The organism is Planctomycetia bacterium, from assembly GCA_015075745.1.
GTDB lineage: Bacteria > Planctomycetota > Phycisphaerae > UBA1845 > UTPLA1 > UTPLA1.
In genome coordinates, this window is the sequence record JABTTW010000001.1 from 3,387,981 (window position 1) to 3,407,903 (window position 19,923).

16 protein-coding genes are annotated in these 19,923 nt (G+C 60.1%); 7 read left to right on the top strand and 9 right to left on the bottom strand.

All coding sequences use genetic code 11. The annotated features are described in order from the left end of the window. Positions 1-97 precede the first annotated feature (97 nt). The 5 genes from HS101_13480 to HS101_13500 all read left to right on the top strand — a co-directional run bounded on the left by HS101_13480 (position 98) and on the right by HS101_13500 (position 6,963). Positions 98-1,870, top strand: a complete 1,773-nt coding sequence (locus HS101_13480) for a flagellar basal body P-ring protein FlgI (GenBank protein MBE7507276.1) — start codon at positions 98-100, stop codon at positions 1,868-1,870. Positions 1,871-2,112: 242 nt separating this feature from the next. Further along, a complete protein-coding gene (locus HS101_13485; GenBank protein MBE7507277.1) occupies positions 2,113-3,363 on the top strand; it encodes a hypothetical protein in 1,251 nt (416 codons plus the stop codon). Between the two features lie 115 nt (positions 3,364-3,478). Next, positions 3,479-5,332 (top strand): proline--tRNA ligase, encoded by a 1,854-nt coding sequence (locus tag HS101_13490; protein ID MBE7507278.1) that lies wholly within the window; start codon positions 3,479-3,481, stop codon positions 5,330-5,332. A 153-nt stretch (positions 5,333-5,485) separates the two neighbouring features. Further along, on the top strand, positions 5,486-5,977 hold the full coding sequence (locus tag HS101_13495; GenBank protein MBE7507279.1) for a hypothetical protein: 492 nt from the start codon (positions 5,486-5,488) through the stop codon (positions 5,975-5,977). Between the two features lie 407 nt (positions 5,978-6,384). After that, a complete protein-coding gene (locus HS101_13500; GenBank protein MBE7507280.1) occupies positions 6,385-6,963 on the top strand; it encodes a hypothetical protein in 579 nt (192 codons plus the stop codon). 110 nt (positions 6,964-7,073) lie between these two features. On the opposite strand, the gene HS101_13505 is transcribed toward HS101_13500, so the two are convergent. From HS101_13505 to HS101_13525, 5 genes are all read right to left on the bottom strand, one after another. Continuing rightward, positions 7,074-8,126 (bottom strand): protein arginine kinase, encoded by a 1,053-nt coding sequence (locus HS101_13505; GenBank protein MBE7507281.1) that lies wholly within the window; start codon positions 8,124-8,126, stop codon positions 7,074-7,076. After that, positions 8,123-8,620, bottom strand: a complete 498-nt coding sequence (locus HS101_13510) for a UvrB/UvrC motif-containing protein (protein MBE7507282.1) — start codon at positions 8,618-8,620, stop codon at positions 8,123-8,125. Before HS101_13510 ends, HS101_13505 begins: the two co-directional genes overlap by 4 nt. Positions 8,621-8,742: 122 nt before the next feature. After that, positions 8,743-9,126 carry a 6-carboxytetrahydropterin synthase gene (locus HS101_13515; GenBank protein MBE7507283.1) on the bottom strand — a complete coding sequence of 128 codons (384 nt, stop codon included), beginning with the start codon at positions 9,124-9,126 and terminating at the stop codon, positions 8,743-8,745. Further along, positions 9,123-10,454 (bottom strand): hypothetical protein, encoded by a 1,332-nt coding sequence (locus HS101_13520; GenBank protein MBE7507284.1) that lies wholly within the window; start codon positions 10,452-10,454, stop codon positions 9,123-9,125. The genes HS101_13515 and HS101_13520 overlap by 4 nt, the downstream gene beginning before the upstream one ends. Next, positions 10,451-11,629, bottom strand: a complete 1,179-nt coding sequence (locus HS101_13525; protein MBE7507285.1) for a hypothetical protein — start codon at positions 11,627-11,629, stop codon at positions 10,451-10,453. Before HS101_13525 ends, HS101_13520 begins: the two co-directional genes overlap by 4 nt. A gap of 119 nt (positions 11,630-11,748) precedes the next feature. Here HS101_13525 and trpE point away from each other — a divergent pair, with 119 nt between their 5' ends. Next, positions 11,749-13,251, top strand: a complete 1,503-nt coding sequence (trpE, locus tag HS101_13530; protein ID MBE7507286.1) for an anthranilate synthase component I — start codon at positions 11,749-11,751, stop codon at positions 13,249-13,251. Between the two features lie 44 nt (positions 13,252-13,295). On the opposite strand, the gene HS101_13535 is transcribed toward trpE, so the two are convergent. From HS101_13535 to tadA, 4 genes are all read right to left on the bottom strand, one after another. Next, the gene (locus tag HS101_13535) at positions 13,296-13,874 is read right to left on the bottom strand and encodes an adenine phosphoribosyltransferase (protein MBE7507287.1); all 579 of its coding nucleotides are present in this window, start codon (positions 13,872-13,874) and stop codon (positions 13,296-13,298) included. Positions 13,875-13,977: 103 nt separating this feature from the next. Then, complete coding sequence (locus HS101_13540) at positions 13,978-15,456, bottom strand: trypsin-like peptidase domain-containing protein (protein MBE7507288.1); 1,479 nt, start codon at positions 15,454-15,456, stop codon at positions 13,978-13,980. Positions 15,457-15,492: 36 nt separating this feature from the next. Next, positions 15,493-17,364 (bottom strand): CvpA family protein, encoded by a 1,872-nt coding sequence (locus HS101_13545; GenBank protein MBE7507289.1) that lies wholly within the window; start codon positions 17,362-17,364, stop codon positions 15,493-15,495. Positions 17,365-17,436: 72 nt separating this feature from the next. Further along, positions 17,437-19,155, bottom strand: a complete 1,719-nt coding sequence (gene tadA / locus HS101_13550; GenBank protein MBE7507290.1) for a Flp pilus assembly complex ATPase component TadA — start codon at positions 19,153-19,155, stop codon at positions 17,437-17,439. Between the two features lie 214 nt (positions 19,156-19,369). On the opposite strand from tadA, the gene HS101_13555 reads away from it, so the two are divergent. Further along, the gene (locus HS101_13555; protein MBE7507291.1) at positions 19,370-19,798 is read left to right on the top strand and encodes a dUTP diphosphatase; all 429 of its coding nucleotides are present in this window, start codon (positions 19,370-19,372) and stop codon (positions 19,796-19,798) included. Positions 19,799-19,923 lie beyond the last annotated feature (125 nt).

Genomic DNA, 19,923 nt, shown 5'->3' on the forward strand with positions numbered 1-19,923 from the left:
CGCTCCTATAGTTAGAACATTCCCACCGGCCGCACGCCCGATGCAAATGCCGATAAATCCTAAGTCGGAACCCCCGTGCGATTGGAGTTGCCCGCCCATGCGTCCTCGTTCATTCCGTCGAATCAATTCTCTCCTGTTGGGGGTGTCGATCCTTCTCGCGTCGATGGCATCCGCCGGATGCGGCGACAAGGAAGAATGGAACCAGTTCTGGTCGCAGTGGGAAGAAAAGGGCGAGCAGCCCGCCCCCGCGCCGGTCATGGACTCGCGCGGCAAGGGTCTCCAGGGCACCATCGGCCAACTCGTCACGATTGACGGCCTGCGACTGCTCCGCGTCAACGGATACGGCCTCGTCACCGGTCTCGTCGATTCCGGCGGCGCCGATGGGCCCAAGGTCGTAAAGGACTACCTCGTCAAGGAAATCCGCCGGATGCAGGAGATCGGCGAGCCGGGCATGCCCGCCGGAGACATCCTCGGCAGCAAGGACTCCGCGATCGTCGCCGTCTCAGGTTGGATCAAGCCGGGAGCGAAGAAGGGCGACCGCTTCGACGTGGTCATCGACGCGATGGGTGCCCAGGCCAAGTCGCTCGTCGGCGGCCGCCTCGTGCTGTGCGACCTGAAGCTCTTCGCCGAGACACCGCAGGGAATCATCGAGGGCAAGATACTCGCCCGCGCCGATGGGCCGGTGTTCGTCAGTCCCTTCGACCGCGCCGGACGGCCGACGTCGAATGTTGACCTGCGCAAGGGGATGGTCCTCGGCGGCGGCATCGTCAGGGAGCCGCGGAAGATACGCCTGATGCTCACCGACCCTCGCTACAGCGTCGCACAGCAGATCGAGAATCGGATCAACAGCCGCTACTCAGTCGTTGACCCAATTGCCGACGCCATGAGCGCCGGTTCCCTCGATCTGAAGATTCCCGACGAATCCGACGACCGAAAGCGCATCTTCCTCGAGCGGATCATGCATACGACGATCAACGGCAGTACGCCGTTCCTGGAGCAGCGCGCCCGGGAGCTGGGCGAGGAGATCACCGATTCCGATGCCGAGTACGAGACCATCGGCCTGGCCTGGGAGGCCATTGGCAAGCTCGCGCTACCGCATATTCGCAAGCATTATGCGACCGAGTCGCCCGAGATCAGCTTCTTCGCCGGTCGTACAGGTCTTCGACTCGGCGACAAGGAAGGAATGCGGACCGTCGGTCGACACGCACAGAACCTCAAGAGTCCCTATCGGGTGCAGGCGATTGACGAACTCGGCTACGCCACGGACATGTCCGCTGCCGGCGAGGTGCTGAGAAAGATCCTGGATGACACTGACACCGACATTCGCATCCGCGCGTATCTGGCAATCCGACGCCATGCGACCCCGACAGTAGAGTCGTACGTCCTGGACCGGGACAACGCGGTCCTCGACGTGCTGGACAGCGGGGGGCCGTTTCTGGTCTATGTGCAGCGGCTGGGTTCGCCGCGCATAGCCCTTTTCGGCCGTCAGATGCGCTGCGATCCGCCGGCGATTTTTCCCGACCTGCAGTACCGCAACGACGATCGCTTCCTTCACCTGCTCATCACGGCGCAGGCGAAGGACGAAAAGCTTTCCGTCATATATAAGAACCGCGCCAACGGACAGACATCTCCGAAGCTGGACGGGCCGCTGAACGTCGCGGAGTTGGTTCGTTTTCTCGGAGATCGATTCGAGTTGAGCGCCGAGGGAAAGCCTGAGTCGCTTGCGGTTCCGTATGCGGAAGTCATCGACGTGCTCGGTGCTTTTTGCAAATCAAAGACCATCGCCGCTACGTTCGTGACCGACGAGATGACCGTCGATCCGGACGCCGACCTCGACAGCGGCAAGGAACGCCCGGAATCGGAGTATTAGCGCTGAACAATGCGGCGATGGCATCACGCCTGCAATGGCTTGGTAAGTTCATGAATCCCGCCAAGCGGTTTCCACCTTGCGAAATCGGCAAATTTCTGCACAATAGGGTGATTCCGACGACCCGTTGATTCTCATCAGTACATTTGGCGCAGCGACGGCGGCTCGGATCAGGGCGGCCTCATTGCGGAGGCAGACGGTCGCGCACCAACACACTGTTTTACTACCAATTCCGGAGCAGCCCATTGCGAATTCGATTGAATAGTTTGCCGTGCTATTGGATGGTTCTCCCGGCATCGCTTCTTGCCGGATGCGTCCTGGGGCCGACGGCGCTTTCCGAAAGCCGCTGGCGCTACAACGAGGTGATCAGCAAGACGAGCAACGAACAGATTCTGCTTAACCTCGTTCGACTGAGATACCGCGACGTTCCATTTGTGCTCGACGTCGGCAGCGTCTCGGCGCAATTTGAGTTCCGGCAGAGTACCGACGCGCTCGGAACACTGAACGAGAACGTCGGTCCCTATCCGATCAACCCGGACTCACTTGAAATCGGCGGCGGCTTCTCATTCGCCGATCGGCCGACCGTAATCTTTTCCCCGGTGCAGGGGCAGAAATTCGTCCGACAGCTGATGACCCCCGTCGGCCTGGACACGCTGCTGCTGCTGCAACGATCGGGTTGGCGAGCGGATCGCGTCCTGCGGTTGTGCGTTCAGAGTATCAACGGCGTCGACAACGCGACGTCGGCCAGCGGCCCGACGCCCAGGAATGCGCCTGCGTATCGTGAATTTCGCCGCGTGTGCCAGCTCATTCAGACGCTGCAGGATCGTCGCCAGATTGCGTTCGGATATGTGTCCGAGGATTCCGATTTTTCGGATGCGATCCCGCCGGCCGCGATTCAGGGAGAGGATCTTGTTCTCGCTGCCAAAGAGGGCTTCACCCTGCGCAAATCCGAGGATGGCACCGGTTTCGTCCTGCGCGGCCCGAAGAGCCGCATTGAACTGCAGATCGCGGAACTGGCGGCGGATAGCCCGGAAGTACGTGAGTTAATAGACATCCTGAATCTCGCACCGGGGAAGAATCGATTCGAGGTGGTCTTCATCGGGACCGAGGTTGTGAATCGCGAGCCGAATCCGCCCGGGTTTCAGCGCGTCTTCATTGCTTCCCGCGCGCTATTGGGCACCATGTTTTATGTCTCACAGAATGTCGACATCCCAAAAGCCCACGAGCGCGGCGGCCTCGTCACACAGACCCGCACGGAGGATGGCCAGCCTTTCGACTGGAACGCCGTGAGCGGTGATCTTTTGCGAATCCAGTCCCAGCGGCTGCAGCCCAGGAACGCCGCAGTGGCGGTTCAGTATCGCGGCTACTGGTTCTATATCGCAGACGATGACCTGGCCTCAAAATCGACATTCACGTTGCTCTCTCAATTGGGTTCGCTGCAGGCGGGCGTCGAAGCCGGCCCGGGCCCGGTCCTGACGATTCCAGTCGGCGGGTAATGCGGTCGGCGCCGTCTTGGTCCTGACATGCCGTCGCCGCCTTGCGAAATTGCGGCGTTCATGCACTAATGGCCGATTCTGACGACCTATAGATTTTCACCCTGAGGTGCCGTGCATGCGCTGGTCTCGTTATCTGATCCCCACCACCAAGGAAGTCCCCAAGGATGCCGTCGTCGCTTCGCATCAGTTGATGCTTCGCGCCGGGCTGATTCGCCAACTCGCCGCCGGAATCTATTCTTACTTGCCGCTGGGCTATCGAGCTTTGCGCAAGGTCGAGGAAATCGTCCGCGACGAGATGAACCGGGCCGGTGCGATCGAATTGCACATGCCGGTGATGCACCCGATCGAATTGTGGCAGCAGACGGGGCGCGTGGCGGCGATGGGCGATGTGCTGCTTCGGCTGCGGCCGGTGAAGGAGGGCGACGAGTCGGACTGGCGCGCCCAGACGGTGCTCGGTCCGACGCATGAGGAGCCGGTGACGGAGATCGCCGGGGCCTATCTGAACAGCTACAAGAACCTGCCGGTCAATTTGTATCAGATTCAGGTGAAGTTCCGTGGCGAGGCGCGGCCCAAGAGCGGCGTGCTGCGGACGCGCGAGTTTCTGATGAAGGACGCCTACAGCTTCCACCGCGACAAGGAGAGCCTCGACGAGGGCTACAAGAAGATGTACGACGCTTATTGTCGCATCTTCACCCGCTGCGGCTTGCCGTACATCGCCGTCGAGGCGGAAAGCGGGCCCATCGGCGGTGACGCGTCGCACGAATTCATGGTGCTGACCGACGCGGGCGAGGACTTCGTTGCGCTTTCGGAGAACGGTGACTACGCCGCGAACACGGAGCGAGCGGTGTGTGCGCCGCTGCCGCAGGACGAGTCGGCGATGAAGCCGATCGAAGAGGTGCATACGCCGAACCAGCGGACGATCGAGGAGGTGACGGCGTTTCTGAAGACGAAGCCGTCGCAGATGATCAAGACGCTGGTGTATGAAGTGCATGAGATATCCAAATCGAAACTCAGCCAAGAAGGAGCGGAAGCCAAGCGGTTAGTTCGGGAATCCGGCGTTTCCCATTCCGATGCGCAAGGAAAGCAGACTCCGGGATGGTACGTTAGCGCCGTTGTTGTCTGTGTTCGCGGCGACCACGAGGTAAATGAGAATAAGCTTCGCCGATTATTTCCAGATATGACGCTCGAATTGGCCGCGCCGGATACGATTCGCAAGCTGACGAATGCCGAGGTCGGTTTTGCCGGACCGCACACGCTGGACAAATCCGGCGTGGCCTATCGGCTCATTGTTGATCAGGCGGTGGCGGTGATGCGCAACGGCGCTTCCGGCGCGAACAAGACCGACTACCACGCGGTCAACGTGAACCCCGGCCGGGATTTTCCGTTGACCGGAGAGAACGTGACGACTGCCGATGTGCGGTCGGTCGTTGAAGGCGACCTATCACCGACCGGCAGCGGTTCGCCGATCAGCCTCAAGAAGGCCATCGAAGTCGGCCACGTGTTCAAGCTGGGCACCAAGTACAGCGATGCCATGAAGGCGACATTCCTGGATAACGACGGCAAGCCCAAGCCGCTCATCATGGGCTGCTACGGCATCGGGCTCAACCGCATCATGGCCGCGGCGATCGAGGCCCACCACGACGACGTGGGCATCATCTGGCCGAAGTCGATCGCGCCGTTCACGGTGCAGATCATCTCGCTGGACCCGCGGGAGAAGGATGTTGTCGATACGGCGGAGAAGATCTACGAGGAACTGACGGCCGCGGGGATCGATGTGCTCTTCGATGACCGCGACGAACGGGCGGGGTTCAAGTTTAAGGATGCCGATTTGATCGGTATTCCGATTCGCATCACGATTGGGCGCAAGGCGCTTGCGGAAGGCGTGGTGGAAGTGAAGGAGCGGTCGGGGGTGGAGGTAGAGAAAATAGAGCCCGAGAAGGTCTTGGGGCGGGTGCAAACGATGCTCTGAGCCGGACGTCTGTCATGTATTGTATCCGGTGCTTTGGTGCCCTAGAATTGAATTGTGTTATCAACATGTCGAACATCCTGGGCTCCATTTGTGGCCATCGAACGAGTTGAGAAGCTTCTTCGCGACACGACACGAGCACTCGATGCAGCCGGTGTGCTCTATGCCGTCGTGGGAGGAAATGCTGTTGCGGAGTGGGTCTCGTCGGTGGACGAGGACATGGTCCGATTCACAAAAGACGTCGACGTGCTGATTCGACGATCAGACCTGCCGAACGTATCGCGAGCATTGGCCGGTACCAATCTCGTTCAAGCCGAGGTACTTCAGGTTACCGTATTTGTTGACAAAGAGGATCCCAAACCCAGCCGTGGCGTTTATCTCGTGATGGGCAATGAGAAAATTCGAGCCCACTATGCGCACCCAGCACCTGATCCGGATCGAGCAGTTCGCTTGAAGTCGGGATATCGAGTTATTGATCTCGAAGGCCTTTTGGCGACGAAGCTGCAGTCCTTTCGAGACATTGATCGCGCGCATATTCGAGACCTGATGGCGGCTAATTTGATTTCGCCTGACATTCAAAACGCGTTGCCATCCGACCTTCGCGAGCGACTTGAGCAGATAAAGGCCAGTCCAGAGGACATTCATTAGGTCGTATTACGTCTGTTTCCTTCCTGCCTACTCCTTCATGTGCCTTTCGATCCTGGTTGTGTCCAAGGCCTTCCTATACCTCGGTACTCGGAATTCAATTCTACGTTAGTTATCGCCTCGTTAATATCGACAAAGGCAACCCCGGAGCTGTGGCCGCGCCGTATCCGGGCTAAAGCGGCTTGCGCATCTGCGTAGCGTCCGGCGCCTCTGCCGGACGTGAATCGCAAGGGACATTTCCTGATATACAACGCTGCATCAACGCGCAATCTGCCATAAGGTCTTCCTCGGACAACGGTCAGAGTCATTCGCGCGTCATTCCCGCCAAAATCCATTTTCAATGATACATTTTCTCAGGGCGATCAGAATGCTTCTCGCATAGTAGCAGGATAGAATTTAACAGGTGCCGTTTGAGTCAATCCAGACGCTACTATGTTGTGCTGTCCATCTCCGCACTATTCGGAGCGGCGGCGACTCTCCTTGTTCATTTCTATGTCATTCGCCCCAGTGCCAATTGGGATCTTGAAGAGGGAGTTTTTACGATCTATCTGAATTCGTGGGTCGGTCAGCCAGAAGGCGCCATCGATCCTCCGACGCCCGAGGAGAAAATGCCAAACCTCGAGCGGCTTTGTCATCACGTCATCGATGTCGTGATGCCTTACAAATGCAAAGAAGCAAAGCGATTCGATCTGTGGTTTCGTAATGGGCCCTGGTATCCCAGTGGTTGGCCGTTTCTTTCCAATGACCACGGTGTGGCGGCCGGCCTTGATGAACATGATTGTACACGACCCGGGTGTCCGCGATTCACCGAGCACTTTGTAGGGATACATGGGCGAAAGAGAATCATCTACTCTGGCATGTTAGCCAATTGGTATGTCTATTCCGTAGCCGCCTTTTGCGTCTGCTGGGTGATTCAAAGCTTTCTTGATCGCCGCGCCAAGGCAAGAGTCGCTCGTCGAAGCGGCTTTCCGATCAGTTTGGTTCCTTGAAGGCTGTGTCTTCGGCGGCCTGCCCTGTTGGGAGACGACGACTCGAAGGACTTCCAAAGCTCAATAGATTGAGTGGTGTGATTGGAACGGCGGGTTTTTGCGGGACAAGCCTACGAACCCAGCCGTTTGCGGATCAGATCGGCGCGGGCGGCGCTGCGCTGCTCGCCGGAGAGCTTGGTTCCGTGCAGCTTTTGGAGATGCCCCGGCTGGGTCATGAGGAACAGCTCGTTGATCGTTTTGATATCGACCAGCTTGATCCGTCCCAGGTGAATCCCGACGCGCAGGTGCGACAGGTGCAGCATGGTTTCTTCGCTGCTGATCGTCCGCGCGTTTTTGAGCGCGCCGTAGGATCGCCAGACGCGATCATCGAGGGCCAGGGCCCTTTCCTCCACGAGCGTCTTGCGCGCTCGATGCTCGTAGTCGATGATCTTGGGAATGACCATGTGCTTGAAGTCGTTGATGATCTCGTCCTCGGTGCGGCCGAGGGTGACCTGATTGCTGATCTGGAAGAAGTCGCCGGTCGCCTCGGTTCCCTCGCCGAAGAGGCCGCGGACGGCCAGGCGCATGTCCTTGGCGGCGCGGAAGACACGCTCGATTTCGCCGGTGAGCTTGAGCGCCGGCAGGTGCAACATGACCGACACGCGAATGCCCGTGCCGACGTTCGTGGGGCAGGCGGTCAGGTATCCGTATCTCGGGTGGAATACGTAGTCGAGCTTTTCCTCGAGCCGGTCGTCGATGCGGTTGATCTCAGTCCAGATTTCGTCGAGCTGCAGGCCGCTGCGGAGCACCTGAATTCGCAGGTGATCCTCCTCGTTGACCATAACGGAGATGGATTCATTTTTGCTCAGTGCGACGCCACGGCTGCCGCGCGGGTCGGCATGTTGGCGGCTGATGAGGTGCCGCTCCACGAGCATCTGCTGATCGATCTCGTCGGTCTTGGCGATCTCGATGTAATCCCACTCGCCGCCGGTCGCCACCGCGTCCACGTGACGACGAATCAGCGAGGAAATCTCGCGCTTTTGCTCGTCTCCGGCTTTTCCCAGAAAGGGATATCCGGCGATGTTCCGCGCCAGCCGAATTCGAGAGCTGATCACGACGTCCGACATCGGCCCGCTGCCGCGGAGCCACTCGCCGGGATGACCTGCCAGTGTGTCGATGATCATGACTCCTCCATGACGCGAATCTCGTCGCGCAGGCGGGCGGCCCGTTCAAACTGCTCCTCGTTGACGGCGCGATTCAGTTCCTTACGGAGTCGAATCAGGTCGGTCTCACAGGCCCGGGGCGTGGCCAGCCTGCGCGGCACCTTGCCGATGTGGTGACTGGCGCCGTCATGGGCGCGCTCGATCAGAGGGAGGAGCGCTTTCTCAAAGGCGTCGTAGTCACAGCCGCAGCCGAGCAGGCCGCCGTTGCGGAATTCGACGAAGGTCATCTTGCACTTGGGACAGTTCAACTCGGCAAGCTGCTGAACGGCAGCCTTTTGAACGACGAGGCTGCTGAGGATTTCACCGACCGGCATTTGGACGGGCATCTTGGGTGCGATGCCTTCTTCGCCGGCGCATTTCTCGCAAAGATGGCGCTCTTGCTTCTCACCATCCAGAACGTCGGTAATGTGTACCGTGGCTGGGTGCTTCTTGCAGGATTGGCATTCGAGGTTCATGGTCAGCAGGCGCCTGTCTGGCTGGGGCTTAATCGACGCCACAAGACGTCCGAAAAATCCAACTCCGCTATCATTTTATCGTCAATCGAAGGACTCGGCATCAGAATCAAGACATCCCGGACTCAGCCGCCGTCGGGCAGGTACGCCGCCGCACAGGTGGAGGTCTCCCATACGCGGACCATTCGGATGCGAACGGAACCCGGCAATTGCGGCGCGAACCGGTCGTGGATGTGGCGGGCCACGTTCTCCGTGGACGGATTCTGCTGCGCAAAAGCCGGTATTTCATTGAGATATGTGTCGTGCAGCTCCGCCGTGATCCGGTTCAGGTTCGGCTGGAGTTGGGTGAAATCCGCGAGGAGTCCGATAGCGTCGAGCCGGGGGCCCGCGAGGTGGACCTCGACCTTCCAGTTGTGTCCGTGAAGCGGCTCCCAGTCGCCGCTCAACAAGCGCAGCCGGTGGGCCGCCGAGAATTCGGATAAGAGCATGATTTCGTACAATTCTCTCATGCGGGTTCCTTCGGCCGGGCAAGACTGCTTGCCATGAGAAGAATCATCGCCGGAGCGACCTGAAGAAACAACCGCGACGGCGTCTGGTCGTTCAGCGCGAATCGCCCCTGAGGCGTCAGCAGGAAGACCATGGCGTCGAATGCGAGGAACCCAAGTACGAGTGTCAGCGTGGTGATGCGGTGGGCGGCGCTTCGGCGTACGACGAGCAAGCCGAGCCCGATTAACAATAGGGGGAAGAACAACCCCAGCGACGACCATTCAAAGGCGTGTCGAACCAGTGCTTCCGCCACGCCGGGTTGCCAGGCAAATTGGGCAAGGGCGTCTGACTGCTCCGAGAAATCGAGCAGAGCGATACAGATGATCGCGCCTCCCAGCAGCATGGTGACTGCCGTCGCTCTTTGATTTCTCGACAGGGCTCGAAATGCCGTGAGACTGGTCATCATGAATCCGGCGACGGCGATGAGCGCGAGCGGCGGTCCCTCGCGCTTGAGACACGCGGCGGTGAGCGCGAATGTGAGGGCGATCGCGAAGTCTTGCAGTCGCCGGGATTCACGCCATTTGATCAAATGCAAGACGGTCGCGGCAAGAAAGGCCGCTAATGGCATATCGGCGTAACCGGGTCGACAGGCATGAAGGAGAAGAAGCGGCAGGGACGCGACGAGATACGCGGCGATCCACGCGGGGAGGTTTCCGATGATGCGACGAAGTCCCCCGGCGACGAGCAGGATCAGACTCAAGTAGGTCAGCGGCCAGGGAAGAACGGCAAGTGTCTCGTGCCATTGCCCAGCCACCATCGGGATCCACGCTGCTGTCAGCGAAAGGAACATCGGATACGCCGGGGCCGCGCCGCCGAGATAGTAAGGATGGGCCGGGTCGGTCGGCATTTGATCGAGGATGGTGACGACCTTCGCTCGAAGCAGCCAGATCGAAATCGCATCGTCGCCGCGCACGGGTACGAATAGGCTCGACGCGATGACAGGAACAAGCTTGCCGAAGATCAGCAGGAGAATTGCAGCGATGAGCAGCGAACGTCCTCGAGTTATTTTCGCGAGCAAGTCCACCGGGTCCGGCGGTTTCACATGCCGACGCGCCTTCCAGACGGCCGCGACCGCAGCGACAGCCAAAACAGCGAGTATCCATCTGGGATGGGCACTGCCGCCACCGATCCGCAGAACGGCGTAAAGGGCGGCCATGGCGATGGTTTGGCCCAGCAGATAGCCGGCGCCGATCAAGTGCATGTGGCCGAATCGACGACCCGGTAGTGCCGAAAGGATGGCCCCACCGGTGATCCACGGAACGACGACGGCGAGGGTGGCCCAGGCGATCATCGCGCCTCCCTGCGGAGCAGATAGAGTTGGTCCGAGTTCTTCGCGCTCAGGACGGCTGGGGTCTCAGGGCCACCGGCATATTGCAGAGTTCCCTGATTTTCGTCGTAGCTCGCGCCCGAAGCGCCGATCACCAATGCGAAGTCGGCTGACGCGTAATCCTCGATTCGAGTTCGAAGGGGGGCGAGCAAGTACGCCAATCGATGCCCCGGTGTGAAGGGGTCGTCGCTGAGCACGGCATAGGTCGCGCCCTCGGGGCATGCTTCGACGATGGCCTGATAGGCCCATGCGATATCGTCGCCCTCGCTCAGTGCGATTTGCTGCTCGCGTGGTTTTCCGGCGAAGTCTTTGACGCCAAGCACGATGTTGCGATCGAGATTCGCCGTTGCCTGGCCGTCGGCGATGATCCAGGTGGCCAACGCGATGCCGACGAGGACGCGCGGATCGACTCGCCTCCAGCGCCCCAGTCGAATCGCCACGTAGGTTCCGACGGCCATCGCCGCCAACGCTACGAGGTAGTAGTTCACCCCATGTCCGAGCATTGATGGTCCGCGGAGAAAGTTGATCGAGTGGCCGCGCAGGGGTTCACGCTCGCCGGCTTGTCGAGCGAATACCGCGAGGCGATCGGTGATCGACAGCGAAGGGATCTCAAACGAGCGGATAAGAACCGGGCCGTCCACATCGGGAAACTGCACGCCGAGGCGATGGATCTTCTGCGGCTCCTCCGGCAGATTAAACACGAGCCGGGTCGGCGCGCCGGTAAGCGCGAAATACGACTCCTTGTAGCTATATGACTCCTTCGCCTCGGTCTGCCAGAGTAGCAGCACCGAGTTTGAACTGCGCATGTCGAGGGCTAACTTCGGACAAGCGACTTCTACGACGAGGGTGCGCTCCGCGTCGCTTGGCAAGGATAATGGCGCAGTGATGAGGCTGATGGCCCGACCGGGCTGCTGCGTGAGTAAAGCTCCACGGGCGTCGACCGAGAGCAGATTGGCATTGACGCCTGCGCCGTCCAGGTCCGATTTCGAATTGATAACCCATGACCAGGTCGAGCCGAGGGGAAGAAACGGCATCGCCAGCGCCGCGGCTCCGGCCGTCGCCAGCACAACGGCGGCGATCATGCCGAGACGGCGACGAGCCGATGATTCAGGGAGCCTTGATATTGGAGTGTCCGTCACGCGACGGGTATTCTAAGTATGCTTGGCGGATTGCGACACGACGCCGCATCAACGTTTCACTCGCAAGGTGTTCAGAGGAATCATCGGCATTGGCAACGTATCACCCGACTATTGAGGCCATGAGAGGGCTCGCCGGTTCCGCGCGGACCATTCCCGTTGTGCGGCGGCTCCTTGCCGATCAGATGACGCCGGTCGGTGCGTTTGCCCGATTATCGGCCGGGACCGATCACGCCTTTCTGCTGGAGAGCGTGGTCGGTGGGGAGCAGATCGCCAGATACAGCTTCGTGGGCGCCAGGCCTGGCGCGGTCTTTCGCGCCAAGGGGCCGACGGCTTCGATCGAGCGGGCTGACGGCACGATGGAATTGTTAAACAAGGTGACGGACCCGCTTGCCCAGTTGGAGCAACTGACGCAGCAGTGGCAGTCGCGGTATCCTGCCGACGCCTTTCCCGGCACATTGGCCATGCCGCGCTTCACCGGTGGGGCGGTGGGATATGCGGGGTACGACACGATTCGTTACTACGAAGACTTGAAAGGGGGCAGGGGGGCTGCTGGCGATCGCAATCTGGATGACCTGCTCTTCGGCATTTACGACGAGATGGTCATCTTCGATCACGTGAATAAGACCATGCTTGTGGTCGCCCACGCGAGGCTGGACGACGGCAATGTTGACGCGGCCTATGCTGATGCGTGCGCATGCATCGAGAAGATGAGCTCGGTGCTTGCCGGACCAGCGCCGAATCTGGCGAGCGATTTTGATCTGGATGCCCGGCCGCTCATTCCATTTGATAGTACGTTCAAGCAAGCGGCGTTTGAATCGGCCGTGAACGCGGCAAAGGAGTACATCCTCGCCGGTGACATATTTCAGGTAGTCCTCAGCCAGCGGCTGCGGGTGCTATCGGCGGCTGACCCGTTCGACGTCTATCGGGCACTTCGCGTGGTGAACCCTTCGCCGTTCATGTTCTACCTGAAGAGCCCTCGGTGCATCCTTGTCGGCGCGAGCCCGGAGATCTTGTGCCGCGTGGAGGATGGGGTAGTGACGAACCGCCCGCTGGCAGGCACGCGCCGGCGCGGTGCGACCGCGGCGGAGGATTCGGCTCTGGAGAAGGAACTCCTCGCCGATCCGAAGGACCGGGCCGAGCATATCATGCTGGTTGATCTCGGTCGCAATGATGTGGGTCGCGTCGCGGCGCCGGGAACGGTTGAGCTTTCCGACGTGATGACGGTCGAACGATACAGCCACGTCATGCATATCAGCAGCAACGTTACGGGGCAACTGGCCGAGGGTAAGACCGCTGTTGATGCCCTGAAGGCAGCATTTCCCGTGGGGACGGTCAGCGGCGCGCCCAAGGTTCGGGCGATGCAGATCATCGAGGAATTGGAGCCGGTTCGGCGGGGGCCGTACGGCGGCTCGGTGGGCTACCTCGACTTCTCCGGCAACATGGACACGTGTATTGCGCTACGGACGATGGTGGTCACGCCGGGCGAGGGACATGGATGGACTTACGATCTCCAGGCCGGGGCGGGCATTGTCGCTGACAGTCATCCGACCGAAGAGTTCGAGGAGACGATGAACAAGGCCAAGGCGCTACTTGTCGCTATTTCGGTAGCCGCGCAATCGTGATACGCGAGTTGGAGTGACGCACCACGGGGGCAGGCACGATGATTTTAGAAATCGGTCGTGATCTCGCCCTTACCGTCGCCGATACGGATCACGCTGTGAATCGGCATGCCGCCGAATTTCTCGCGGCCGTTTAGAAATGTGAGCTCGATCAGGAACGCCACGCCAACAATGTTGCCGCCGAGCGATTTCACCAGCTCGCAGCAGGCGGCCATTGTTCCGCCGGTCGCAAGCAAATCGTCAATCATGAGCACCGAGTCGCCGGGGCTGATGGCGTCCTCGTGGATTTCCATTGCATCGGTGCCGTATTCCAGGGCGTATTCGACGCGCTTGGTCTTGTAGGGCAGCTTGCCGGGCTTTCGAATCGGGACGAAGCCGGCCGACAGGTTTCTCGCGACCGCCGTGCCGAAGATGAAGCCGCGGCTCTCGGCGCCGACTACGAGGTCCACGTGCTTATCGCGAAAGGGCTGAGTGAGAAACTCAACCGCCAGCGAGAGTGCGGCCGGGTCAGCCAGGAGCGGCGTAATGTCCTTGAACACGATTCCCGGCTTGGGAAAATCGCGGATGTCGCGGAGAATCTTGGCCAGGCCATCCACGCTGGGAATTGTCAGCTTCGCACTCGGCATCCTACTGGCTCCATGATTCTCGATTGAACAGCGAACTTTGAAAGCGTCCTTGAAGAATCGGGGCGAATTGTATAGCCGTCTTGAACTCGCCGCCAATCGGCGACTAGCGCCCGCGCACGATGAGTGAGCCGCCATTCGCCAGGCCGATGAGACAATCGTCGGTTCGCTCGGAAAGTTGCAATTTGGAATCGGCGGAGAGGAGATCGCCGTCGATGCGCACGATGACGTCGCCCGGCGAAAGGCCTGCGCGGTCCGCCGCCGAATCGCCGCCGACCATCGTCACCAGTAGTGCGTGCTCAGGCAGGTTGGAGCGTTGCCGAATGCCGGCATCGATCTGCTTGAGCACCGCCCCGCGAAAAGCGATCGAGCGAGGACCTTCGTCAATGCCCGAAGGTGGTCGCCTCGCGACGCTGAGGGTGCTCGTAAACTGTTCTCCGGCGCGCTGATACGCGACGTCGATCATGACGCCCGGCTCGAGCGAACCGACGATCTGGATGAATTCGTCGGCGGAGCCGACCGGCTGGTCGTCAACTGTCAGCAGGATGTCACCGCGCTTCAGGCCGGTTTGGCGCGCCGGACCGTCGGGCGTCACCGAATCGACCAGCACCCCGCCGTCCGCCGACACCTCGGCCTCACGCCTCTGAGCGGCGGACAGCGTGCTCACTTCTACGCCCAAGTATCCATATTCCACCGGACGGCCTTCGAGCAATCGCGCAATCACCAGGCGCGTCCGGGCACTGATGGGGACCGCGAAGGCCAGCCCCTCGCCGCCACCGAAGGTCGTGCTCACGGCCGTCAGCACGCCGACGAGGCGACCGTGAATATCGATAAGGGGACCACCGGAGTGGCCGGGATGAATCGCCGCGGAGGTCTGGATCATGTCACCGTAGTAGCGGTCCTCGTCCATACCAGTGCTGCCGGGAAGCGGCCGACCAATCGCGCTGACCAGACCCATCGTGACCGCGGCCTGACCATCGGCGGCGAGCCCCAGCGGATTGCCCAGGGCGAAGACGAAATGTCCTCGACGAAGATCCTTCACATCGCCCATCTCAACGGCTTCGAGACCCTCCGCGATGATCTGCACCACGGCCAGATCCGCGCGGGCGTCAGAAGAGACGACGCGCCCGCGACATCGGCGACCGTCGTGAAGAATGACGTGCACCGCCAGCGCGTCGGCAAGGACGTGCTGACTGGTCAGGATCATCCCGTCGTCGCGGATCAGCACGCCGCTGCCGGTGCTGGTCCAGGCGCGGGGCTCTGCGGCATCCCGGCCCAGGCTGCCAGGGCTTCGGTCGATCTCGATGGCCACGACGCTTCTGCCGACGCGGCGCACCAGACGATCAATCACGGATTGAAAACTCTCGACGAGCGTCTCCGGGTCCGGGCGCGTTGGCGACGGAAGCATGAACCGGGCCGACCACGATTCACCAGTGGGCGAAATGCCGCGCAAATCCATCGGCTCATGGGCCGCGACGATGCCGGATGCGAAGATCAATAGGACGGGCAGCAGGGCGAAGCGCGGTTGAGTTGCGCGGGGTCTGAGGCAATTCTGCGCGGTGTTGAGAGATGCTTTGGTTCGCATCGTGTCGGCTCCATCCGCACACGAAGGGCGGGTCGGTCATTGCGGGACGTCGATTTCGAGCTTTTGTTTGGCGCCCTGTCGCGCTCCTGCTGAAAATGTGACAATCTTTGCGCCGGGGTCAACCAAAAAGAGATATCCAAATTTGCGCTGGTCCTCGGGCGTGTCACGCATGATGTTGGCCGTGACCTTTTGCGCCTTGGCCAGGCACCGCTCGGGCACATCAGCCTCGGGATGATACTGAATCTCCAGCACCATCTTGCCGCCGATCGGCGCGGCGGAATAAACGCCGATGGCGTAGTAGTTATTGCCTGCATCGTCGGCGATATAGATCTGGGCGGCGACGTTGGTCGCGTAATTCAGCGCCTTGCCGAACAGGCTGAGAGCGTCGTTCTTATCGGCGCCGACCTGAACCATCTTCTTGCCGCCGGGGACGTCAAACTCTTTCACATCCCAATCGGCCGGCGGCGGATCGGGAATCTCGACACTGAAGTGACAATCGCCAAGCTTGCCGCCTCGGACCGCGCTGCGCACGACATTGTCATTTCCATCGAGTGGGAACGGAATCGTCGAAAACACGCCGGTTCGTGCGGCAATGGCGTTGGCCACATGCGTCGCTCCACCGGGTGCATCGCCGACTTTCACGTCGCCGCCGCCTCCCCCTGTTGCGTCAGACTTCTCGTCGTCCTTCTTTTTCTTTGAAGTCTTCTTTTCTGCCGCAGGGACATCTCGCCCGCCCGCGATCGATGCATAGGCGGGCGGCTCATCCTTGAACATTTTCTTGGTCAGCTCAACGCGCGGACCGCGCTTGAACTCGATGTACCACGGGACAAAGGTCGCCGGAACCTCAAATGCGACGTCGAACTTGTAGCCGGAAATAAAGTCGAGCCCATCCTTGCCTTGCTTGTCACCGATGGCGGGGGTCTGGTTGGGACCGAGGATAAAGTCTGTTTGCGGACCGAACCGGACCAATCGGGTTGCCTGTGCAGCGTCGATTGACTTCAGGCCGTGGTCCTTGTGGGTATAGATGTCGCTCAGGCCGCAGGCGAGCCGAACTTCGGGCTCGGCCGAGCGAGATCCGTCCGTCGCGGGAGGCGGTCCGATCAGTCGAAACTGGGCTGGTCGGAAGCGAATCTCCGCCGCCTCTTTCGCCGCGCTGGCATCGATCCGGACCCGACAGACGAGGAGCTTGTTTCCGGGGCTGCTCGGCTCTCTTGATGTGAACTCACGCACGAGTGACTCGCCGTCCACCCGCTGGGTCACTTCGTCGATCTGGGAGGCCTCCCAGTATGCCAATACGGAAAGGCAATCCTCAGGAAGGAACATGCGCTCGCTGGGCTGTGGATTCGCCCGCGCGCTGTAAAGGTCGAGCAGCATGTCGGGCTTTGCTTGTTCGAGCGGAGTCTCGCCGCCGAACCGGCCGTTGGAAAGCATTGAGGCGAGGCCGACAGTGAAGTTGTCGGGCTTGAAGAAGAAGCCCTTGGTCTGGATCGTGCCGTCGGGTGCGGACTGCACTCGATCGAAACCAAAAACGGCGGGTCCAATCGGCAGCATCTGGATGGCCACCAGGGCCATGCCGACAATGATGAGGCCGCTGAAGAAACCGACGACGCCCGCCCCGGCACGATCCACATAGACCGGCAGGCGAACGTTTCCGGGAATGGACTTGTCCGTCGCAAAGCGAAGGGTGGCCAGGGAAATGAGAAAAATGAGCATAAAGGCCAGGGGTAGCCCGACCATCGAATTCAGCGAGTCGGCCCACACGGAATTCAGACTCTCGTAGAATCCGAACGCCAACATGCACGCGACGATGGCGGAGAAGAACATGATCAGCGAACTGAAGAAGCCCTGGTATGCCCAGAATGCCGTGATCAGGATCACCATTAATGCGACTACGATTGAGAACAACATGATTGGCCGCTCCATCCAGGGCGTGAAAACGACGGCTCGCCGCTTTCCAAGCTGATAATCAGGCCGGATCGGTCAGGATGCCTTCGCAGGCGCCGACGCGGACTGGCCTTCTTTGGTCACTCTTAAGACCTCGTTGATGCTTGTCTGGCCCTCATAAACTTTATACAGCGCGTTTTCCTGAAGGTAGAGCATGCCTCGCTTGCGCGCCTCGGTCTTCACAGCGGCAAGCGGCGAGCCCTTGGCCAATAGAGCGCGGAGGTCATCGTCAATGACCAGCATCTCGAACACCCCGGTTCGCCCGATGTATCCAGCGCCCTGGCAGATCGTACAGGCCAGGGGATTGCCCTGACGATCAACCTCCACCTCATTGGGATTCGGCGGGCGGAAGAACGGGCGGTTCTCACCGGTGGGCAAATTGGCCTTCTTCAAGATTGCCGGATCGGGCTTATAGCCTTTACGACACTCCGTACACAGAATGCGCACAAGTCGCTGGGACAGGACGAGCTGCAAGCCTGCGGCGGCCATCGCCGGATCGCCGACTGCCTGGATGTATTTTTGCAGGGCGCTGAAGCAGTCCCGCGCCTGCACTCCCAGGTACATCTTTTTGCCTTGCTTGGCGTACTGGGCGACGATCTGGGCCGTCTCAACGTCGGCGAGATCGGAGGCCATGCAGACATCCGGCTCCATGCGAAGGATCGACCTCAGCTTCTTGCCGAAAGTCACCTCGCCGCCTGTTGCGTCGATGACGTGCTGGGTCAGATTCTCAACGTCCTGACTCTTGTTGATTTCCAGGGTATGGATGTTCTGAAGGAACGCGTCGTGTTCCCGGAGCATTGCGTAGAGCGTGCTCGACACACCCGACGCCTTCGGGCCACTGCACATCACCAGCCCGCGACTTTCCTTAACGATCTTCTGCACGATGGGCAGTTGCTTGGGTGTGAGGCCGATGTCGGGCAGGCGGAACTTGTGTTCTTCGTAGAGCAACCGAAGTATGAATCGTTGTCCCGAGGTGCTGCCCGATGTGCGAGCCTCGATCTCGACGGTTTTGTCGCCCTTTCCGCCTGCGCCGATGGCGCACTTGAAACGTCCTGCCTGGGGCTTTCGCATTTCTTCAAGGTTCATCCCGGCGATCTTCTTGAGATGCTGAAACATCCGCAGGCCGTGGATGGCGTCGATGGGGTCGCGTAATCGGTCGATGCCATCGACGCGATAGATCACTTTCACGGGCTGCTCCGGGGCAAAGTCCATGCGGGCATCGGTCGCCCGTCGCCAGATGGCGTCGAAGAGCAACTCCTGCAAAACGCCGTATGCCGCGTTTTCCTCGGGGTCCGACGGCCAGGCCGGCGTTTTGCCGTCGGCCGCCTTGATCCGGACACGATCAAGGCTGGAAAGCTCTTCATTGGCGCTGGCCCCGCCCTTACCCAATCGCCGCAGGTGTGACACAGTTAATACGGTGTCGTTCGGGCCGACGCGTGCATTGCGATAGAAGATATAGACAAGGAGCGCCGCGCCGTAGAGAACGACGAAGAGCCCGATTCCGACGGCGTAGATCGGCACCAACAGCCAGAGAATGAGGCAGATTGCGCCAGTCCCGAATACGAGCGAAATCCACGGCCCTGCGGGAACCTTTACCTTGACCGTGTCCTTCTGTACCCAAGCCGAGTTGTGGGCCCAGAGAAGGACGCACAAGAGGAAGGGCACAATCTTGACGGCGCTAAAGTAATCACCTGACTGCGGCAAAGCGGCGAGCAAAATATCCACTCCGGAGCCGATTGCTAGGTCCGTCGGCATGTTGGTTTTTCTGATCTGAGGCAAACCTCAGTTTTCGGCCTGCTGACCATTCTATTCCGGCAACTCCCCCGATGGAACAGCTGGCCATCTTAGCGGCTTGCCGAGCCCGGTCCAACCCCGTCGGCCGGATCGTGGATGAGCGATTGGAGTCCCGAATGACCCGGTCTAATGCTCGCCTGTGCATCGGCTGCCATTCCCGTACAATAAGCCCAAAATGGGAGCCGAAAGCCACATGCTGGAAGAACTCTTCAGTCATCAAGCCGAACTCAATCGCCGGATCGGGTTTGACCCCGAGAGGCTTCGCAAAAACTTCGACCCTCACTTGGCCGGCGAATGGCTTAACAATTACATCGCCGCCTCAGCGAATGAGCTGGAAGAACTTCGCAACTGTACCTACTGGAAGCATTGGTGCCAGGAGGCCAAGGACGGTAGGCGGTACGAGCTCTTTGACCTGCAGAACGCCAGAGTTGAGGTCATTGATCTGCTCTTCTTCTGGATCTCGATGGCCCAGTGCCTTGGGCTCGACGCGAGCGACGTCATGAAACTGTATCACCAGAAGCTCAAGGTGAACAAAGACCGACAGGATAACGGATACTCGATGACCGAGAAGACCGAGGACGACAACAAGAACATTACGATCTAGCTTTTTTCTGACGATGGCAATTCGGTCTTGGGCTGCTCTCGTTAATTGCCGTTTTTATCAGCTTGCATCCGGGTTCTCCATTCGCGGTGACTTCTCGATTTGATTTGAGTAATTGGGCGTCGATC

Coding starts and splice junctions, on each gene's coding strand:
- HS101_13480 (MBE7507276.1), top strand. CDS start 98: ATGCGTCCTCGTTCATTCCGTCGAATCAATTCTCTCCTGTTGGGGGTG.
- HS101_13490 (MBE7507278.1), top strand. CDS start 3,479: ATGCGCTGGTCTCGTTATCTGATCCCCACCACCAAGGAAGTCCCCAAG.
- HS101_13505 (MBE7507281.1), bottom strand. CDS start 8,126: ATGATCATCGACACACTGGCAGGTCATCCCGGCGAGTGGCTCCGCGGC.
- HS101_13510 (MBE7507282.1), bottom strand. CDS start 8,620: ATGAACCTCGAATGCCAATCCTGCAAGAAGCACCCAGCCACGGTACAC.
- HS101_13515 (MBE7507283.1), bottom strand. CDS start 9,126: ATGAGAGAATTGTACGAAATCATGCTCTTATCCGAATTCTCGGCGGCC.
- HS101_13520 (MBE7507284.1), bottom strand. CDS start 10,454: ATGATCGCCTGGGCCACCCTCGCCGTCGTCGTTCCGTGGATCACCGGT.
- trpE (MBE7507286.1), top strand. CDS start 11,749: ATGAGAGGGCTCGCCGGTTCCGCGCGGACCATTCCCGTTGTGCGGCGG.
- HS101_13535 (MBE7507287.1), bottom strand. CDS start 13,874: ATGCCGAGTGCGAAGCTGACAATTCCCAGCGTGGATGGCCTGGCCAAG.
- HS101_13540 (MBE7507288.1), bottom strand. CDS start 15,456: ATGCGAACCAAAGCATCTCTCAACACCGCGCAGAATTGCCTCAGACCC.
- HS101_13545 (MBE7507289.1), bottom strand. CDS start 17,364: ATGTTGTTCTCAATCGTAGTCGCATTAATGGTGATCCTGATCACGGCA.
- tadA (MBE7507290.1), bottom strand. CDS start 19,155: ATGCCGACGGACCTAGCAATCGGCTCCGGAGTGGATATTTTGCTCGCC.
- HS101_13555 (MBE7507291.1), top strand. CDS start 19,370: ATGGGAGCCGAAAGCCACATGCTGGAAGAACTCTTCAGTCATCAAGCC.